Genomic DNA, 19459 nt, shown 5'->3' on the forward strand with positions numbered 1-19459 from the left:
CATCTCCAAGCCCCGGCCATGGCCGGGGCAGCTGTTCGTGCTTACTGTTCGGTTTTACCGTCGTAGCGGCGCTGCCACTCTGCCAGCACGCGCTCGCGATTAACCGCCGCCCACTGGAAATCGGCATCAATCATGCGATCCGCAATGTCAGCGGGGTAGTTTTCAATCGGCTGTGCCACACCTGGGTAAGCCACGACGGCGTAGCCTTCGTTATAGAGTTCGTTAGCCTCGCGGGAAACAGCCCAATCCATCAGCGTTTGTGCAGCTTCCTGTTTAGCTGTACCCGCAACGATGGCGGCAGCTTCCATATCCCAGCCAAGCCCCTCTTCTGGGAAGATCACTTCAATTGGTGCGCCTTGGGATTTTAACCGTGCACCACGGAAGGCAAACGACACACCGACTGCCGCTTCACCGGTGGCCGCTAAACTGCAAGGAGCAGAGCCTGAGTGGGTATAACGGGAAATGTTGTTATGCAGACGGTCCATATAGTCCCAACCTTGCTCTTCGCCCCACAGCTGCATCCAGCTGGCTACATCCAGATAGCCGGTACCGGAGGAGTTGGGATTAGGCATGATCACATGCCCCTCAAACTCAGGCTGGGTCAGGTCTTCCCAGGAGGTCGGCATGGGCACACCCTGTCGCTCGCCTTCAATGGTGTTGTAGCAAATGGCTGCTACCCAGGCGTCCATGCCTACCCACGCGGGGTCTTCACCGTTACGGTAAGCAGCATCAATAAATTTTGGATCGAGGTTTTCAACGCCAGCAGGGGCGTAGCGTTCCAGCATGCCTTCTTCTTCAAGCACCAGCAGGCTAGTGGCTGCTAAGCCCCAGATAACGTCTGCCTGGGGATTATCTTTTTCCGCCAGCAGGCGCGCAGTAATTACGCCCGTCGAATCTCGCACCCAGTTAATGGTGATATCTGGGTGGGCAGCATTGAAGCGTTCGGCGTATTTTTGCAGATCATCTGACTCAACGGCGGTGTACACCGTCAGCTCAGTGGCGCTAGCCACAGAAGTGAAGGCAACGGCAGCCGTTGCAAGCAGAGCAGTTGCAATCTGATTAGGTTGGAACAAACGGCGAAGTTTCGACATGGTAGGCTCCCAGCGTTTTGGTATAGACCAGGAGTTTGCCGCCGTTAAATGACAGTGCGATGACGCTTGTTTGACCGATTTTTTAAGTTGTTGTGTACGCTCAAGCGTAGGTTCTTGTGAGGGATCTTGTGAGGATTCTCTCGAGCGTCCCTGTCTTCGTAACCTTGTTACTGCTGGCCCGATAGCTCAACACGGATGCATAACGAATCGTGCAACCAGTGCTCTTCGTCATATTCGATGGGACGTTGTTGACCATCAAAAATGGCGCGGCAAATGTTTAACCCTGCTGCACCTGGGGCAACGAGTAATTCTTCTGCATCTAATGGCGACAGCGCTTCGGACACCATGCGTATCGAGCGATTGGCCAAATGATGCCCCCACCGCCCTCTTAACAACCCCCAGAGTGATTGTCCGCTGTAGATGTCTAGCAGCTCTGGCGCACGCTCTGGCACCACCCAAAGCGATTCCACCAGCACAGCGCGATCATCTACGTAACGGCGACGGCGAATGTGGTGAAACGGCTGGTCATCAGGCAGCTGCAGGGCACGGGCAGCCGCCAGATGTGAGCGAGTTTCCAGCTTAAGAACCGCCGTGCGTGGTTGCCGCCCCTGAGCGCGCACATAGTCGTTAAAACCTGCGTCCCGGGTGGGGTCATACACCAGCCTAGCCGGTGAAATAAACCAACCACGCCGATTACTGCGGTGAATAAGCCCCTCCCCCTCCAGTTGCGCCAAGGCTTGGCGCAACGTAACGCGGGTCGTACAGAAGCGCTCTGCTAACGCTCGCTCCGCGGGTAACTTGCCTTCCCACTGCGTGGCATGCTGAGTGATTAAATAACGAAGCTGTTCAGTTAACTGTAAATAGTAAGCATCAGGCATGCGCCGATTTTCCTGATAGATCGTTGGCCAATGAAGCGTCTGAGGACGCTGCCATCCGCCAGTCTAAGCGCCGCCATCCTTCTACACTAGCGACCTCCGCCAGCACGGGGTCAGGGTTAACCGCCACCGGGCAGTCAACATACTGAAGCAGCGGGATATCGTTGCGGGAATCTGAGTAGAACGTGGTATGACTGGGGATGATTTTTTGCTCAGTTAGCCACTGCTGAAAACGCACTACTTTACCCCCTCGGTAAGAGAGCACGCCTCTGCTATGGCCAGTGTAGCTTGCCCCACTTCCCGCTTGTTCGACACTTAGCTCTACCGCCAACACATGCTCAATCCCTAGCATCGTTGCAATCGGCGCGACCAAGTGATGCGATGATGCAGAAATGAGGACTAGGATATCGCCTGACTGACGGTGTGCTTCCAAGCAGCGCCAGGCTTGATCAAAAATACGGGGCTGCAAATGGGTAGCGACAAAGCGATCAACTTCTTTTTGTACATCCACCACCCGGCGGCCCCGCAGCGGCGCCAAGGTCATTGCCAAGTACTCCTCTAGCTTTAACTTACCGGCGTGATAAGCCTGCTGCATCTGCTCGGCACGGGCTATAAATATTTCGGGGTCACTGATCCAACCCTGCTCGATCATCCATAAATTCCAGCGGTCGCTGCAGTCTCCGTCCAGGAGGGTGTCATCAAGGTCAAACAGAGCGAGGCGCATGAGGCACTCCTTTTTTCGCGAGTTCGGCGGCGCGTAGGGTATGCCAACGTTGATGACAGGACGATGACGCCATTACTGAGAATGGATATTGCTCGCCTTACCTATCCATAAAATGGCTTAAGGGGTTAACCACATTGAGGCAAACTCATCGGCGGGTAGCGGGCGGCCAAACCAGTATCCCTGAGCTTCGCTGCAACCCATTTTTGCAAGCAAATCGGCCTGGGCAGGGCTTTCAACTCCTTCTGCAAGGGTTTTCATATCAAGCGTGTCAGCCATGGCGATAATGGTTTGCACAATCGCCCGATCATGGTGGTTATCAAGCATGTCTCGCACAAACGAAATGTCTATTTTTAACGCGTCCGCAGCAAAGCGCCGTAAATACGAGAGCGATGAGTAACCCGTACCAAAGTCATCAATAAACAGCGCGTAACCAGCCTGACGCATAGCCTGGGTAATTGTGACCGCCTGATCGGGATCACGCATAAAATCACTTTCAGTGAGTTCAAGCGCAATGGTGCCCGGAGGTACACAGGCGGTTAGCTTAGCCACATGCGCGGTTAGCTGAGGGTCGGCAAATTGTTGAGCTGAAATATTGATTGAGAGCCTACCTGGCAGTGGCGTATTGCTGGCCTGCCAAACACTTAACTGACGTGCCGCTTCTTCTAGCACCCAGTCTCCCAGCATACGGATCAAGCCACGCTCTTCCGCCAAAGCAATAAACTCGCCAGGGCTTACCCAGCCCCACTCAGAGTCAAACCAGCGGCACAGCGCCTCAGCACCCGTCAATGTTTTGCTCGTAAGACTGAACTGCGGTTGAAAATAAAGCTGTAAGCGCCGCTCAGTAATGGCTTGATGCAGGCGCTCGGTCATCCATTGCCGACGCTCCAGCGTCTGACGCATCGCTTGTGTATAGGGGCATACGCTGTTATCACGGCGTTTTGCGTGATGGAGTGCGATACTGGCCGCGTTAAACAGCTCACCAGCCTCCGATACATCGCTTGGATAGCTAGCAATCCCGATACTGACATCGAGATTAAAAATACGATGCCCCAGCTGGATGGGCCGTTTGATAATTTCGCATAATTGAAACACCACCTCTTGAAGGCAAACATCCTCAATGCTGGGCAACAGTATTGTAAATTCATCACCGGAAAGTCGTGCGACAGCGCTTTTAGATAGACTAGTTTTCCGCAAGCGCTCAGCTACGGTTGCGAGTAACTGATCTCCTACCTCGTGACCATGTAAATCATTTACCTCTTTAAAGCGCCGAATATCCAGCAGTAGAAGTGAAAGTGAGTCATCCCGACTAGATGCCTCTTTTCCCATACTGGCCAACAGCTCAATAAAGCGCGCACGATTAGGCAATCCTGTTGTGTTGTCTGTGTAAGCAAGACGTTGCATGTAACGATGATCACGGCGACGTTCAAGCTCACCGGCAGCGCCAGTAGAGAGAATTTTCAGCACGGAAGTAGCAAACGCATTGGTCGTCAGTGGTGTTTGGTAAAACACCATCATCACGCCAATGGCATCGCCCTTAGCATTATCCAAGCGGCGGCCTATCCACGCCTGGGTGCTGAACGAGGTTCCTGGCAGCGTAAATGCATGGCCATTTTGCACAACGCTCTCGCCTTCAAACACGACTCGTTCAGCAGGCGTTCCCTGCAGCATAAACGTTTGGTTATCTATTAACTGACCGTTCGCAACTAAACTAACGGTATGAGCTGCTGTGGCGGGTAGCAGCGCGTTTTTCTTATTAGATGTTCCCAAACGCTGTGGAACGGGCTGATCCAGTAACGCGATAAACCCGGCATCTGCTTCTAATAACGTGGCTAACGTGACGATCAACTGGTGAAAATAATCGTCTCCTACACGTGAGGTAACTGTCGAGGCGACTTGTACCACCGCATCTTGTACGCGTTGTGATTCGTGCTGATCAGTCACATCTGAGATAAAGCCCTCAAGATAGGCCACCTGACCATCATCATCGATAACAGCTTGCCCTTGCTCCCACATCCAACGGTAGCTGCCGTCCCGGTGGCGTAATCGGTACACCACGCGATATGGCTGACGCTGTTGAATTGCCTGCTGTGCTGCTAGATGAAGGCGGTCTTGATCGGCTTCGTGTATGAGAGAGGCAAAGCTTATGAGTCGATTATCTTGTAATTCGTCTGGATGATAGCCCGTGAGCGCTTCAGCCCCTTGGCTGACCAGCTGCATCGTCCAGTGTTGATCATTCAGGCAACGGTAGGCCATGCCAGGAAGGTGATTAAGCAACGTGTTTAAACGCCGCTCACTCTCTCGAGCCAGTTCTTCACTTTGACGAAGCGCTTGTTCGGCTTGGCAGCGGCCTAGCTCTGCCCCCGCTTGAGCGGCCACAATGCGCAAGATTTCGTTTTCAAGTCCATCGAGCTGCATCGGTTTATTGCTTAACACCGCTAAGATGCCAATGGCCGAACCATCGGATGAAAACAGAGGCAACCCCATGTAACTCTCTGCACCCAGTTGGCCGAGCAGCTCGTCTTTAGGAAAGCGCGCCTGAACATCGCAGGCATACAAGCAAGGCTCTCTACCTAAAACGGTTTCACAAGGCGTTCCAGTGAGAGAGTAAGCAATATTATCCTGATGACAATTATTTGACCAAACGGCCAACGTTGTGGCCATATGAGGCTCGGTGACCACAGCGATCAACGCATGATCAATCCCAAGCAGATGGGCAAGTTGCTCAACAAGCGTCGTATAAAAGTCGGGTCTTCCGCTGCGTCCTAAACCTTCCGCCAACTGACGGAAAATCTCCGACGCTTCGTTTCTGGTGTGCATTGGCGCACTCTCTTTTGTCATCGTAGAGCAGCTGCCCACAGAGCACTGTTGCAATAAGCTGTTGCAATAAAATGCAGCGGGCTACAGCATAAACAGCTATTTTACTGATTTACAATGCCTACATATGACACTGCTAACACACGCAGACGCTGTGATGAATCATTTAGCATATAACTTAGTGGCTGCTCGCTACGCTGGACAGCACGTTGGGAGATAACATGACGAGCCTTTCAGCCGTAGACGAAACACTTTATGCCTCGCTTACTAATGAGCTTCCCAGTTTTCTTAGTAATACGTTATTACAGACGGCTAACCTGCCTTCGCTACCTACTGTCGCCATGCAAGTGCTTGAAGTGGCGCGTTCCCCCCAGGCTCTTCTCAGTGACTATGCTCGCGTAATTGAACGCGATCCAGGGTTAACAGCCCGCCTTATTGCTGCCGCCAATAGCGTGCACTATCTTCGTTCAGCCCACCCTGCACAAACGAGCTTAGAAGCAACCCAGCGACTGGGGCTGGACGCAACGCTCGCCACCGCCTTGAGCTTCACGCTGTTTCCCTGGCCTCCCGCAGAGGATGTCGCTCTACAAACATGGCGACGCGCCATTATTGCCGCCGTGGTAGCAAGCAAGCTGGCTCACCAACTCTGTCCCGCACAAGTTGGCAGCGCATTCACGCTTGCCCTACTACAAGATATTGGCATTTTGGCAATTCTCACCACCTACCCAGACGAGGCTGAAACGCTATACGCTGAACGCCAAATGTCTCACGCACAGTTGGTCAACGCTGAACGTGCCCGCTTTGGCAGTGACCATACACTGATTGGCGCTTGGTTAGCCGCCAAATGGGGGCTACCGTCACCAATCGTGCATGCTATTTACCAAAGCCATGATGGCTTTTTCACAGATGACATGGCGACACTCTGCCTGCGTTTATCCGGTCCAATCGCCGATGCTTGGCTCAGCCCTGAACCAAGCACCACGTTAGCAATGTTGCTTAGGCAATTAGCCGTCACAGAAACACTACCTACGAATATCATTGAAGCACTTTTCCATCAGTTGCCTGAACAAATCGATTTACTGACAGATATTCTGGATCTCACCGCACCAGCGCCTGTGGATAGTCAAACACTGCTGGCGGACGCACAGCAGTTGCTCTATCAACATGCTTTAACGCTTACAGCACGATTAGATGCCCAGCAACAGCAGTTGGATACACTACAGCTGTATAATTCTGCATTAGAAGAACGCAGCCGTATTGACCCACTAACTCAATTGGCTAACCGTGCGTGGTTAGAGCAGCAACTCCAGGAACGTTTTGCACTTTGCAATGAACAAGGCCGCACGATGTCAGTGGTGTTTATCGATTTAGATCACTTCAAAGTGCTTAACGACCGATATGGCCATCAAGCAGGCGACTTAATTCTGGAACGTTTTGGTAAAACGCTAGCGTCATTAACTCGCTCAGGCGATTTAGCAGGTCGCTATGGCGGTGAAGAGTTTTTAATTATCTTGCCCGATGAGACGGCTCACACCGCGAGACAGTTAGCCGAACGCATTGCACTGTATTTAAATGAGCAACCTATGCTGAAAATCGACCAAGAAGCCCTATATGTAACCGCTTCTATGGGCATTGCGTGTTTAAGCGATGGTAATTTCAGCAATGAACGAGAACTGATAGATGCCGCCGACCAGAGCATGTACATCATCAAGCGCTCTGGCCGCCGGGGCATCTCCGTACATGGCCAAGATTGACCATTAACCCTTTTACTATCTGTTCATTGCCTGAGGCAGGTATAAAGCGATCTCAGGGAAGAGGTGCATAAAGGCAATCGCCAGCAGCATCAGCAGGAAGAACGGCAGTGTGGCTTTCGTGATAGTGACAATATCTTTACCAGTAAGCCCTTGAATGACAAAAAGGTTAAAGCCCACTGGCGGCGTAATTTGCGACATCTCAACCACAATCACCAGATAGATACCAAACCAGATCAGGTCAAATCCAGCAGCGCTAACCACAGGCATAATAATGGCTGTTACTAGCAGAATCAGTGAAATACCATCCAAAAAACAGCCCATGATTAACAGCAGTACCGTTAAAGCCACTAACAGCATCGTGGGGGATAGCCCCATTTCGCCAATCGTGCGGGCTAGCTGCATAGGCACTTGAGTAAAGCCCATCGCAGAGGTCAGAAATGAAGCGCCAGCAATAATAAAGGCGATCATGCACGCGGTACGCACTGCAGCAAATAACGAGCTGGTAAAGATGTCTCGATTAAAGTGGCCATTAAAATGCGCAATGACCATCGACAGCACAACGCCCACCGCCGCAGCTTCTGTAGGTGATGCAAGGCCCCCATAAATCGATACGATAATACCGCCAATCAGCAGCAGAATTGGCACCAGCGACCAGGTATTGCGTAGCTTTTCAACAAAGCTCATACCCGACTCATCAGCACCGGTTAAGCCGTTTCGATTACCTTTCAACAGGGCCCACAGCACCAAATAGGTCATAAACATGGCTAAAATCATCAGCCCTGGCCCAATCCCTGCCATAAATAGCCGGGTAATGGACTGCTCAGTCACCACGCCATAAACAATCAGCACGATGGAAGGTGGAATCAGCAAGCCCAGCGTTGATGCGCTGGCCAATGTACCAATCGCCATGTTGCTGTCATAGCCACGGCGCTCGAGTTCCGGCAGGGTCATTTTACCCACCGTTGCACAGGTCGCCGCTGAAGAGCCACATACGGCGGCAAACATGCCGCTGCCAATGATATTGGTGTGGAGCAAACGTCCCGGCAGGCGATTTAACCAGGGCGATAAGCCACGAAACATATTGTCGGCAAGACCTGAACGAAACAGAATCTCCCCCATCCAGATAAACATCGGCAACGCCGTTAAATCCCAGCCATAGCTTGCTCCCCAAAAATCCGAGGCAAGAATAGGGCCGGGGTCGAAGGGACTAAAAAACTGAAGGGCAACCCAAGCCGTTCCAATTAGGGCAAAGGCAATCCAGACGCCACTGCCTAACAGCACCACAAGGGTAAAGATGGTAGCCAAACTGAGTAATAGCACGAGGGTGTCTCCCGGGTAGCGTCTTAATGCGCTTCGTTGTCGTCGATGGCGGTTGCTTCACGGAAGCTCGCAGGGTCCTGGATAGCGATACGCAGCGCTATCCACAAGGCTTCCAAAAGTGCCAATGCCAAGAGCCCTACACCAACGACCAGTACCGATTGAGGTATCCACAAGGGAATAGATAAAAAGCCTGACGATACATCGTTATATTGAAGGCTTTCTCTTGCCAGCCCAATCAAGCCATAGGCCAGCAAAAGGCTGATCACTACTGCAATGAGTAACCCAAACACCTCAAACCAGACGCGGATGGCAGAAGGTAGGCGCGAGATAAGCAGTGTTACCCGAATATGCGCATGGTGAACAAAGGTGTAGGCAAGCCCAAGAAACGTTGCCCCAACTAACAGATACGACGCCATCTCAGAAACGCCGGTGATGCTCACGCCGAGTCGGCTAAGGCCAACCAAAATAAGCAGTGCATCTACTAACCGAAACGTAACCTGCAGTGCGATAAGTGCACAAATAGCCACCATACACGCGGCTGCACCCCAGGCACCGAGGCGGTAGAGTTTGTCGAATTTAAACATCATGTTCGCAGTCTCATTGAGCGCGTGAGTGGTAAGGGCGGCCCGAACAGCCGCCCTTAAAGCCAGCATTAGTTATTAAGACTCAGTTATTAAGATCTAGCTATTAAGACTTAGCTATTAATAACCAATTATTAAGGACTAGTTATTAATGATTAGTCATTAATACTCAGTTACCGCGTTGTTCGCGATAGCTCTCTAAGGCTTGTTTTGCATCGTCGTCAGCACGGGATTCCCAGTCGGCAAATAGCTCATCACCTGCCGCTTGCAGGGCAGCAGAAACCGCTTCATTAGGCTCAGAAACCGAAATACCATTTTCCTTCAGTGCTTCCAGGCTAGCCTCATTATTCTCGCGACTCATTTGCCAACCACGCTCTTCGGCACGAGCCGCGGCTTCCATCAGGGCATCTTGGGTAGCTTCATCTAAACGATCAAAGCTGCGCTGGCTCATAAACACAATGTTCTTAGGTAGCCACAAGTTGGCATCGGTGTAGTCGGTCACATAGTCCCAGGCTGCCATTGAGTTACCGGTAGAACTAGAAGTAATCATGGCATCCACACGTCCGGTGCTAAACGCGGTAGGAATGTCAGACTCTTCGGTTTCCGTTGGGCTGCCACCTAAATTATCAACGAAACGCTGAGTATTAATATTCGGCGCACGCACCCGCAAGCCATCGAACTGCTCGGGATCCGTTAACGGCTCCGCGGTGTAAATGCCCTGCGCTGGCCAAGCTACAGCATACAAAGGCACCATTCCTTCATAGGCAAATAGCTCAGTAATCATCGGCTTAGTGGCTTCCCACAAGGCATAGGCATCTTCATAGCTACCGGCTACCCCGGGCAGTGTATCGACTTCGAAAATAGGATCGTCATTTGAAAGAATGGAGAGGAACACTTCGCCAGCATCAATCGTGCCGCGGCGCACCGACGGTTTAATTTCACCATGAGAGACCAGAGAACCACCGCTGTGCACCGTAATGGTTAAGTCACCGTTTGTGGCCTCAGCCACATCCTCTGCAAACTGTTTATTGTTCTGAGTATGGAAGCTTGCATCGCCATAAGGCGTTGCCATGGTCCATTCAGCCGCATGAGCGGTCGCCGCAGCAGCAAGGCTGCAAGCGGTCACTAACAGTAGCGGCGTTGTTATACGTTTATGCATGGGGACGTCCTCTTATTCATATTAATGGAAGTTCATGTTGATCAAGATGCTGCTTCGGGAGTGGCAGGGGTTGCACTAGGGCGCACCCAGCGGCCGGTAAAACATGTATTTGCCATATCAGCGCGCCGCTCTCTGGCATAGTTAACTGCACATTCTTGGGCGATCCGGCCCACACTGCGACAAAAACGAGGATGATTTGCACTGCGCCATATCACATCATAGTTCATAGGCGGCAAAGGAACGGGTAGCGCTAAACGGTATAAATCACCCCGTCGCCACTCATCTACTACAGTAGCGACCGGAAGCGCACCGATTCCCAACCCTTCCATCGTCATCCGTGCAATGGTCATCAATGTGCTTACGCTATGGATACGAGGCTGACGAACGCCCACGTCAGAAAGGTAACGGACTAGTTCTTCGTAGGGGCGAGCCTGCCTGCCAAAAGAAATAAACGGCAACGACTGGCACCAAGCGTTGGGGTGTTCGTTTAGCAACGCAGCATGACGAGGTGAAACAAACATACCCATCTCATAAGGGCTTAACGTATCGCACTCAATCTGCTCTGGGGCCAAGTAACCATTCATTGCCAGCAAAATATCAAGCTCGTTGCGCTTAAGCCGATCATTAAGGACCGGCGAGTAATCGACTGTTAGTTCAATGATGAGCTCTGGAAAGCGCTCAGTAAGCTGCTGAATAAACGCGGGAAACCAGCTATGTGCAATGGTTTCAATGGTGCCGAGCCTAAGGGGCGCAGAAAAGGTCTCGGCGCTATCAAACAACTTCAGCGCCTCATCACGCTGGTGCAGTATGCGCTCAGCATGCAAAAAGAATTCGCGGCCACGCATAGTTGGCTGAATCGGACGTGCTGAGCGCTCAAGCAATAGTTCACCTACGGTGCTTTCCAGGCGCGAGATACGCTCAGAAACGGAAGGCTGCGTAATATGTAGGCGTACCGCCGCTTTACGAAAAGAACCCAGCTTTACCGCCCAAACAAAGGCGTCTAGCTCTTTGAAATCAAGCATACATTTGCCTAACCAACGGTTGCAGTAACATCGACAGGGACTCCTACACCGCACAGGTAACGTCGCGCGCAGTGCCGCTCCCGAACACAATGTATCACTGGGTGAAATGGTCGCATTGCTGTGTAATGCAATCTTGGGGCCAGCATAGTGAAGTTATCCACGATAACAGGCTGAACGCTGACAAGCTGACCCATGGCCGACATTTGCATGCTTCACTCCTCAAAACCACTCACTGTCCGCCGATTATTGTTGAAACTGCAGGTATTCGTTAGGGCTGGCGTGAGCGTTTTTTTATAATCTTTTATCGAGTCGCTTTATTTATTTGATAATCGTATTCCCCCCTAGCGTCAACCATTTTCCCAATAAATAACAGCATGATAGGAAGCACCGATACTAAGTATCGCTAAAAACGATTGGAACTTAACAAGATAGGTTCATATATTGGTTTTAAGACGTCACAGTGATAACCAAGCTAATTATTTAAAACAGACATTCATAACAAGCACTGACAACCACAACGTCACAAGAGACTTTCACAAGAGACCCTTTAATATTAGCACTCCATTATTAAATTAAGCGTTCTTTGCCAACGCTGTTAACTAATAACCCACTGTTAACGAACACGTTATTCTAATAAATTAAAAACAGGCTAGGAGACAACATGGCAATCCCACTGCTGAACTGCGATATGGGCGAAAGCTTCGGTAATTGGTCCATTGGCTTAGATGCCGACGTAATGCCTTATGTCGATTGTGCCAATATCGCCTGTGGCTATCATGCCTCAGACCCCCATGTAATGCGGCGCACGGTCGCCTTAGCCAGTCAGCATGGCGTTCGTATTGGCGCCCACCCCGGCTACCCTGACTTAATGGGATTTGGTCGTCGCTCCATGGCCTGCTCGCCCGCCGAAGTAGAAGATATGGTGCTCTATCAAGTCGGCGCGCTGGCTGGGATTTGCCAAGCAGAAGGCGCAAGACTCAGCTATATCAAGCCCCATGGAGCGATGTATAACGACATGGCGGCGAATCTCGAATTATTGGAAGGTGCTATGCGCGCGGTACGTGCTTATGATGCCAGCCTTCCGCTAATGGTCATGGCAACTGCCGATCCAGAGCCTCACCGCCAGTTGGCGAAAAAAATGGGCATTACCCTGTGGTTTGAAACATTTGCTGACCGCGCTTATGAAGCAACCGGCCACCTCGCTTCTCGCCGCCTGACAGGTGCTGTCCATCATGATCAAACCACTATCGTTGCGCAAGCCGTGGCGCTCGCCAAGGGCGAGGCGCTGACCGCCCGTGACGGTAGCGCGCTGCACCTGCCTTGCGACACCCTGTGCGTGCACGGCGACAACCCTGAGTCAGTCGCTGCCGTGCGCGCTATTCGTGATGCCTTTACGGCGCTGGAGTCAGTGTGAAACTGCGTTTAGAAACGGCGGCGATGGACGCCCTTACGATACGGTTGTTTGACACTATCGATGAATCCAATATGGCGTGGATCATCGCGGCCGATCAAACCCTACGCAAGGCGCTGGGCGAGGCACTCATTGACCTTATTCCCTCCTACACCACGCTGCTGGTGCACTACGACAGCCAACAATTGACATTTAGCCAGGCCACTACGCTGATTCGCAATTCCCTATGCCACTTAACACCCGTTGAATCTCAGGACGGCCAACTGCATGAACTCCCCGTGTGGTACGACGAAAGCGTTGGCCCTGAGCTTCCGTTGGTGGCAAAACGTGCGGGGCTCAGCGTTGATTCTCTGATCGAGCGTCACTGCAGCCATGATTATTGCGTATTCGCGTTGGGCTTCGCCCCCGGCTACGGCTTTATGGGTTTAGTAGACGAAGGCATCGCCACGCCTCGCTTGAAAACACCCCGTCGCAAAGTCGCGGCAGGCAGTGTGGGCATTGCCGATCGACAAACGGCTATCTACCCGCTCCTTTCCCCAGGAGGATGGAATATTTTAGGTCGCACCGCCGTGCCGCTATTTGAATACGCTAAGCGGGGTGAACCGCTGCTGCGCCCAGGTGACAAAGTCCGCTTTAAAGCGATTAGCAAGAAGGAATTCGAAGCAGCAGGAGGCGATACAACGCCGATGGAGGAGCGGTCATGAACCAAGCAATGCTGACCGTTAAGCAGGCCGGGCCGCTGGCACTCATTCAAGATACCGGTCGGTTTGGTGTGGGACATTTGGGCGTTACCCAAGGAGGCCCCGCCGACTGGATTTCATTTCGCTGGGCAAACTGGCTCCTTGGTAATGCACCTGATAGCGCGGCGCTAGAAATTGTCATGGGTGGTAACCTCACCCTGGTCGCTACTATCGAGGTGCGCCTAGCACTCACAGGGGCCGACCTGGGTGCTACCATTGATGGTCAGCCATTAGCCACCAACACAAGCTTTCTGCTGCGTTCCGGTCAAACACTCATTTTCAGCCAGCCTCGGCGTGGCCTACGGGCCTATCTGGCGTTTCCTGGCGGATTAAACGCACCAACGATTCTGGGCAGCCGTTCCTGCACTGCCCGCGAGCAAATTGGCGGGCTCCGTGACGACGGCAAACCGCTACAAACCGGCGACCAGCTCACCTGGCAGGGTAGCTCACCCGGCGAGCGCAGCTTGCCTGAAGGAGTAGCCCCCGCCATGCCGGAGAAAAGCTGCCAACTCAGCATGGTGCTTGGCTCGCAAGCTTCACATTTCGCCGGACGTAGCCTGTACAACGCTTTTAACCAGACTTGGACGGTAGATAACCGCGCTGATCGCATGGGTATTCGTCTCACCGGTCAGCCTCTGCATTGCACGCTCGGAGGCATTATTTCTGAAGGAATTCCCCTTGGCGCCGTGCAAATCCCACCCGACGGCCAGCCGATTGTGTTAATGAATGACCGCCAAACCATTGGCGGCTATCCACGCCTAGGTGCACTTACCCCGATGGCTTGTGCGCTGCTTGCTCAATGCGTACCGGGGACCGAAGTGCGTTTGAGCCCTGTCAGTGCCAGCCAAGCGCAAATTGCCTATCGGAAACAATTAAGCCATTGGCATTAAAAAACCCGCATCTATCGATGCGGGTTAGAACAGGGAAGTTACTTAGAGCAAGCGTTGCTTTGACGTTTATGCAACGTCGAAGCGGTCCGCGTTCATCACTTTTGCCCAGGCAGCGACGAAGTCTTTGACAAACTTCTCGCCGTTATCATCCTGGGCATACACCTCTGCATAAGAGCGTAGCAGTGAGTTAGAACCAAACACTAGATCAACGCGAGAGGCTGTCCACTTAACCGCGCCCGTTTGACGGTCGCAAATCTCGTAAACATTATTGCCCACCGGCTTCCAGCTGTTGCCCATATCGGTCAGGTTGACAAAGAAGTCGTTGGTCAACTGACCTTCTCGGTTAGTGAACACACCGTGCTTGGTACCACCATAGTTGGTGCCCAGCACACGCATTCCACCTAACAGCACGGTCATCTCCGGTGCAGTGAGCCCCATTAACTGGGCACGATCCAGCAACATTTCCTCGGGTTTGACGATGTAGTCTTTCTTCTGCCAATTACGGAAGCCATCGGCCAGTGGCTCTAAAGGCTCAAAAGAATCTACGTCAGTCATCTCATCAGTAGCATCACCACGGCCTTTAAGGAACGGCACACGCACCTCATAGCCCGCTGCTTTGGCCGCTTTTTCAATACCAACACTACCCGCTAAGACAATCACATCGGCAATGCTGGCACCCGTATCAGCAGAGATCTGCTCGTATACGTTAAGCACATCGGCAAGACGCGCTGGCTCATTGCCTTGCCAATCTTTCTGAGGAGCCAAACGAATGCGTGCACCGTTGGCGCCACCGCGCATATCGGAACCACGGTAAGTGCGCGCGCTATCCCACGCGGTGCTTACCATGTCGCTAATGCTTAAGCCGCTCTCAGCAATTTTCTGCTTGACCACTTCTTCGCAGTAATCAGTGCTACCTGCGGGCACTGGATCTTGCCAGATTAGGTCTTCAGCCGGTGCTTCTGGACCGATATAGCGTGCTTTCGGGCCTAGATCACGGTGGGTTAGCTTAAACCACGCTTTAGCGAAGGTTTGCTTGAAGTACTCGGGATCGGCCATGAATTTTTCGCAAATGGCGCGATACGATGGGTCCATCTTCATCGCCATATCCGCATCGGTCATGATGGGATTGTGACGAACAGAGGGGTCGGTTGCATCAACCGGCTTATCCTCTTCTCTAATATCGATAGGCTCCCACTGATGGGCACCAGCAGGGCTTTTTCTCAGCTCCCACTCGTAACCGAACAGCAGATCGAAGTAGCCCATATCGAACTTGGTTGGATTGGTAGTCCAAGCGCCTTCGATACCTGAAGTCACGGCATTGCTCGCTTTTCCATCCATGGTCGGGTTGCCCCAACCAAAACCCTGGTTCTCAACGTCAGAGGCTTCGGGTTCAGCGCTCAACGCACCGGCATCACCATTACCATGACACTTACCCACGGTATGGCCGCCCGCTGTTAGTGCGGCTGTTTCTTCATCGTTCATCGCCATACGGGCAAACGTCAAACGTACGTGCTCTGCCGTCTTCAGCGGATCTGGCTGGCCGTTTACCCCTTCCGGGTTAACGTAAATAAGCCCCATTTGTACCGCTGCGAGCGGGTTTTCCATGGTGTCCGGCTTGTTAACATCAGCGTAGCGCTCATCAGAAGGCGCTAACCACTCTTTCTCAGCCCCCCAGTAAATATCTTTTTCGGGGTGCCAAATATCTTCACGACCAAACGAGAAACCGTAGGCAGGCAGCCCCATAGATTCATAGGCTACGGTGCCGGCCAATATCATCAGGTCAGCCCAGCTAATTTTATTGCCGTACTTTTTCTTAATTGGCCACAGCAGACGACGCGCCTTGTCCAGGCTGACGTTGTCCGGCCAGGAGTTCAACGGTGCAAAACGCTGGCTACCCGTACCACCGCCGCCACGGCCATCGGCAATACGATATGTTCCCGCAGAATGCCACGCCATGCGGATCATTAGGCCACCGTAGTGCCCCCAGTCGGCTGGCCACCATGCTTGGCTGTCAGTCATCAAGGCATGAACATCGTGCTTGAGGGCGTCAAAATCGAGTTTTTTGACCTCTTCCCGATAGTCAAAATCCGAGTCCATCGGGTTAGTTTTGCGATCATGCTGATGCAGGATGTCTAGGTTCAATGCCTCTGGCCACCAATCTTTGTTGGAGGTACCAGTTGAGGTATTACCACCATGCATTACAGGACATTTACCACTCATATTTCTCTCCCCTTCTTGCTCTTTGCCTTGGACTTGCCAAGGAAACAGATGGCCAGCACTCTTACTCATTTTGCTGCATTGAATGCAGTCAAGCGTGCGTCATCGACATATCACTGTTTTAAAGCACCTAATCGATAGCTACAATTTGCTTTTTACGACCAAATTTATAGCTTTTAGCTATCTGTCAGCATGGGTGCTTAAGTAATGTCTCTCAGAATGGCCTCCAGCGGTCTGCAAGGACGATTGTTAAAACCCAGCTTGGCACACATATCCGCTAGCGACCTCTTTCTTAAATATCGCCCGTCAAAATAGCGCTTATTTGTGACGATTATTTTTAGTTGGACGCATGCCACATTATGATATTTTGTTAAATCAAAGTAGCTTATTTAGGTAATTCTAGCGGCAGATTCCAACAGAGAAATACTATATGTTGACGGCAAAATGTTGACGACAAAGCACTCCGCCCAGGGCTTTACCTTGTTAGAGCTGCTTGTTGCGCTGGCACTGTTTGCCACCCTCGCCACTATCGCCATTCCTAATTTTGCACGCATTATTCAAGAAAATCGGGTTATTACCACGGCAAACGACTACAAACTCGCCTTAAGCTTCGCACGCAGCGAAGCCGTTAGGCGCAACCAATCTATTCGCCTACAGCCTGTTAGCAACGGCTGGAGCGCTGGCTGGGAGGTCGTCGATGACACAACACCACTGCGCATATGGCCACAGTCCCAGCGCGATATTTCAGTGAGCGGTGCGCCTGCGTCTTTTACTTTTAATAGCCAAGGCCGCTTGGTAACAGCAAGTTTTGCCTCGCAAGACGTATCGGTCACGCTGGACGAGCGAGGCCGCTGCATTCGAGTGGAACCAAGCGGTATTTCCCGCGTATTAACGCGTCGTCAAGCCTGTGATTGATTCAATGTTGGGCCTTGCTATGCCTAAACCACAACGCGGGATTTCTCTGCTGGAGTCGTTGATAGCGCTACTGGTGCTATCCATCGGTTTATTAGGGGTTGTTGGATTACAAACACAGTCGCTCGTACATAACCGTGCCGCCTATTTTGAAACTCAGGCAACCAATATGGCCCAAGATATGCTGGACCGAGTGCGCGCCAACCCCGATCAAGCAGCCGCATACGAACTGAGTATCGGTAGTACGGTGCTTGGCAGTGGGCTTCCCGCCAACGACCAATCCGAGTGGGTGGATGACCTTGCTAGCGCGCTGCCTAATGGTGAAGGGGGAGTTGCGATCAACAACCGGCGTGTCAATGTCACGGTGCGCTGGGCAGACGCCTCTGCCCCTGAAAATACGCGTCAGATTCAGCTTGTGTCGGAGCTGTGATATGGATGACCAAACGCCTACAACTCGCCGCTGCCCTAGGCCCCAGTCAGGGTTTACCTTGGTAGAATTGCTTGTTGCGATGGTTATCGGTTTGCTGGTAATGGCAGGCGCCACACAGCTATTTATCTCGTCTCAGCAAAGCTATCGATTTCAAACCGCACTGGCGAACATGCAGGATGCTGGCCGGTTCGCGTTGGATACGGTAGCTCAAGAGCTTCGCCAAGCAGACTTCAGCGGCGGCTGCGCGTCGTCTCAAACGACCAATCATTTACGCAATATTGACGGTACTGAAAACGCCCATAACGCTATCCAAGCATGGAGTGATACAAGCAGCACCAACTTTGCATCGCGATTACTCAACCCTGTGGAAAGTCAGCACAGCGTCTTGTTTCGTGGTGGACTCATTGCGCGCACCGGCTTTGCCAATAACTCCCTGACCATTAGCAATACGTCCCCCCTCACTCTTAATCGAAGCGTAGACGGCCTGTATCGCAATCAGTTGGTGCTTCTTCAAGGCCTGCAAACCTGCGATGTGTTTTATAACGTCTCAAACAGCGACAGCGTGCTTCAAAAAGCGGTAGGCGCGGGATGGCTGGGCAATAGCGAGGCTGGCAGCCTCTCTTACAGCGTGGGCCAGAACGTTTCGCTTAGTGCACTTAACAGCGCGCTTTACTATGTTGGCCAAGACCCAGAGAACGATGTCCCCCCTTCGTTGATGCGTTTAAATCTCAGCCAAAGGACACCGCGCAACGAAATAGTTGCCAGTAACGTTGTCGCCTTGCGTACCGCTTTCTTAATCGATGGCGCCTACCTTGCCCCCGACCAGCTCAATGAAGCTCAGTGGGCGGAAGTACGTGCGCTGAGAATCAGCATAATCGTACAAAGTGATCACGCCAATTTACGTCGCACGCCGACAACGATTGCTACGGGGAACTTTCGCGACGATAACGTTTTCAACGCAGATGATGGACGCATTTATCAAGCATTTACCACCACTATCTCGTTGAGGAACCGTTAGCATGGAAGGTCCTGGCGTTTCTCAGCAACGTGGCATGGCGCTTGTTCTAAGCCTTATTTTTCTCGCCATCATCACGATTCTCAGCCTCTCCTCTATGCAAGGGGCGATTACACAAGACCGCATGGCAGCCAACCAGCGAGACTACACTGTCGCTTTTCAAGCGGCGGAAGCCGCCCTGCGTAACGCTGAAAATCAGCTTCAGAACGATATAGTTTTTAGTAATGGCTGGCGTACTCATCAAATGAATATTGATGAATTGTCTCGAAACCCGCGCTATCGCGTGCAGCCAATGACACCGTTGGGCTCACGCCCCAACAACGCAGGCGTAGAACTGGTTGAAATGCTCTATCGCATTGAAGCGCAGGGCTTTGGTCTAGGAGAAGATACCAGCGTTACGCTGGAAGCTCTCTATGTTCGCCAGCAGCAAGTGGAAGCGCCATGAAAACAAAATCCATCAAAGCTAGTTCTATAAAAACCAGGTTTATAAAAACCAGGTCTATA

17 protein-coding genes are annotated in these 19459 nt (G+C 52.0%); 8 read left to right on the forward strand and 9 right to left on the reverse strand.

Features of this window, described 5'->3' with window-relative positions; translation table 11 throughout:
• Positions 1-41: 41 nt before the first annotated feature.
• The 4 genes from B6A39_RS16560 to B6A39_RS16575 form a co-directional block, all read right to left on the reverse strand.
• Positions 42-1091, reverse strand: coding sequence for a putative 2-aminoethylphosphonate ABC transporter substrate-binding protein (locus B6A39_RS16560; RefSeq protein ID WP_083007395.1), 1050 nt, complete (start codon positions 1089-1091; stop codon positions 42-44).
• A 167-nt stretch (positions 1092-1258) separates the two neighbouring features.
• On the reverse strand, positions 1259-1969 hold the full coding sequence (locus tag B6A39_RS16565) for a UTRA domain-containing protein (RefSeq protein ID WP_083007396.1): 711 nt from the start codon (positions 1967-1969) through the stop codon (positions 1259-1261).
• Complete coding sequence (locus B6A39_RS16570) at positions 1962-2690, reverse strand: HAD family hydrolase (RefSeq protein ID WP_083007398.1); 729 nt, start codon at positions 2688-2690, stop codon at positions 1962-1964. Before B6A39_RS16570 ends, B6A39_RS16565 begins: the two co-directional genes overlap by 8 nt.
• A 117-nt stretch (positions 2691-2807) precedes the next feature.
• Positions 2808-5507, reverse strand: coding sequence for a bifunctional diguanylate cyclase/phosphodiesterase (locus B6A39_RS16575; protein WP_083007399.1), 2700 nt, complete (start codon positions 5505-5507; stop codon positions 2808-2810).
• 218 nt (positions 5508-5725) lie between these two features.
• On the opposite strand from B6A39_RS16575, the gene B6A39_RS16580 reads away from it, so the two are divergent.
• Positions 5726-7258: a GGDEF domain-containing protein gene (locus tag B6A39_RS16580; protein WP_083007401.1), complete on the forward strand. Its 1533-nt coding sequence runs from the start codon at positions 5726-5728 to the stop codon at positions 7256-7258.
• Positions 7259-7273: 15 nt separating this feature from the next.
• Here the strand turns inward: B6A39_RS16580 and B6A39_RS16585 are convergent, their stop codons facing one another.
• The 4 genes from B6A39_RS16585 to B6A39_RS16600 form a co-directional block, all read right to left on the reverse strand.
• Entirely contained in the window at positions 7274-8578 is a 1305-nt protein-coding gene (locus B6A39_RS16585) for a TRAP transporter large permease (RefSeq protein ID WP_009722974.1), read from the reverse strand.
• A gap of 23 nt (positions 8579-8601) precedes the next feature.
• Positions 8602-9165 (reverse strand): TRAP transporter small permease, encoded by a 564-nt coding sequence (locus tag B6A39_RS16590; protein WP_083007402.1) that lies wholly within the window; start codon positions 9163-9165, stop codon positions 8602-8604.
• Between the two features lie 163 nt (positions 9166-9328).
• Positions 9329-10318 (reverse strand): TRAP transporter substrate-binding protein, encoded by a 990-nt coding sequence (locus B6A39_RS16595; RefSeq protein WP_083007404.1) that lies wholly within the window; start codon positions 10316-10318, stop codon positions 9329-9331.
• Positions 10319-10359: 41 nt separating this feature from the next.
• Positions 10360-11340 carry a LysR family transcriptional regulator gene (locus B6A39_RS16600; protein WP_083007405.1) on the reverse strand — a complete coding sequence of 327 codons (981 nt, stop codon included), beginning with the start codon at positions 11338-11340 and terminating at the stop codon, positions 10360-10362.
• 661 nt (positions 11341-12001) lie between these two features.
• Between B6A39_RS16600 and B6A39_RS16605 the strand changes: the two genes are divergently transcribed.
• From B6A39_RS16605 to B6A39_RS16615, 3 genes are read left to right on the forward strand one after another with little or no spacing between them, the layout of a single operon-like run.
• A complete protein-coding gene (locus tag B6A39_RS16605; RefSeq protein WP_083007407.1) occupies positions 12002-12754 on the forward strand; it encodes a 5-oxoprolinase subunit PxpA in 753 nt (250 codons plus the stop codon).
• The gene (locus B6A39_RS16610; RefSeq protein ID WP_083007409.1) at positions 12751-13455 is read left to right on the forward strand and encodes a 5-oxoprolinase subunit B family protein; all 705 of its coding nucleotides are present in this window, start codon (positions 12751-12753) and stop codon (positions 13453-13455) included. Before B6A39_RS16605 ends, B6A39_RS16610 begins: the two co-directional genes overlap by 4 nt.
• Positions 13452-14381, forward strand: coding sequence for a biotin-dependent carboxyltransferase family protein (locus B6A39_RS16615; protein ID WP_083007410.1), 930 nt, complete (start codon positions 13452-13454; stop codon positions 14379-14381). Before B6A39_RS16610 ends, B6A39_RS16615 begins: the two co-directional genes overlap by 4 nt.
• A 66-nt stretch (positions 14382-14447) precedes the next feature.
• On the opposite strand, the gene katG is transcribed toward B6A39_RS16615, so the two are convergent.
• The gene (gene katG, locus B6A39_RS16620; protein WP_083007412.1) at positions 14448-16601 is read right to left on the reverse strand and encodes a catalase/peroxidase HPI; all 2154 of its coding nucleotides are present in this window, start codon (positions 16599-16601) and stop codon (positions 14448-14450) included.
• 441 nt (positions 16602-17042) lie between these two features.
• Between katG and B6A39_RS16625 the strand changes: the two genes are divergently transcribed.
• Genes B6A39_RS16625 through B6A39_RS16640 form a run of 4 tightly spaced genes read left to right on the forward strand, consistent with a single transcriptional unit; the run spans position 17043 to position 19400 of the window.
• A complete protein-coding gene (locus tag B6A39_RS16625; protein WP_083007414.1) occupies positions 17043-17513 on the forward strand; it encodes a GspH/FimT family pseudopilin in 471 nt (156 codons plus the stop codon).
• Between the two features lie 19 nt (positions 17514-17532).
• Positions 17533-17940, forward strand: coding sequence for a type IV pilus modification protein PilV (pilV, locus tag B6A39_RS16630; RefSeq protein ID WP_083007942.1), 408 nt, complete (start codon positions 17533-17535; stop codon positions 17938-17940).
• 1 nt (position 17941) lies between these two features.
• Positions 17942-18958: a PilW family protein gene (locus B6A39_RS16635; protein WP_083007415.1), complete on the forward strand. Its 1017-nt coding sequence runs from the start codon at positions 17942-17944 to the stop codon at positions 18956-18958.
• A gap of 1 nt (position 18959) precedes the next feature.
• Positions 18960-19400: a pilus assembly PilX family protein gene (locus tag B6A39_RS16640; protein ID WP_083007417.1), complete on the forward strand. Its 441-nt coding sequence runs from the start codon at positions 18960-18962 to the stop codon at positions 19398-19400.
• Positions 19401-19459 lie beyond the last annotated feature (59 nt).

Source organism: Halomonas sp. GT (assembly GCF_002082565.1).
GTDB lineage: Bacteria > Pseudomonadota > Gammaproteobacteria > Pseudomonadales > Halomonadaceae > Vreelandella.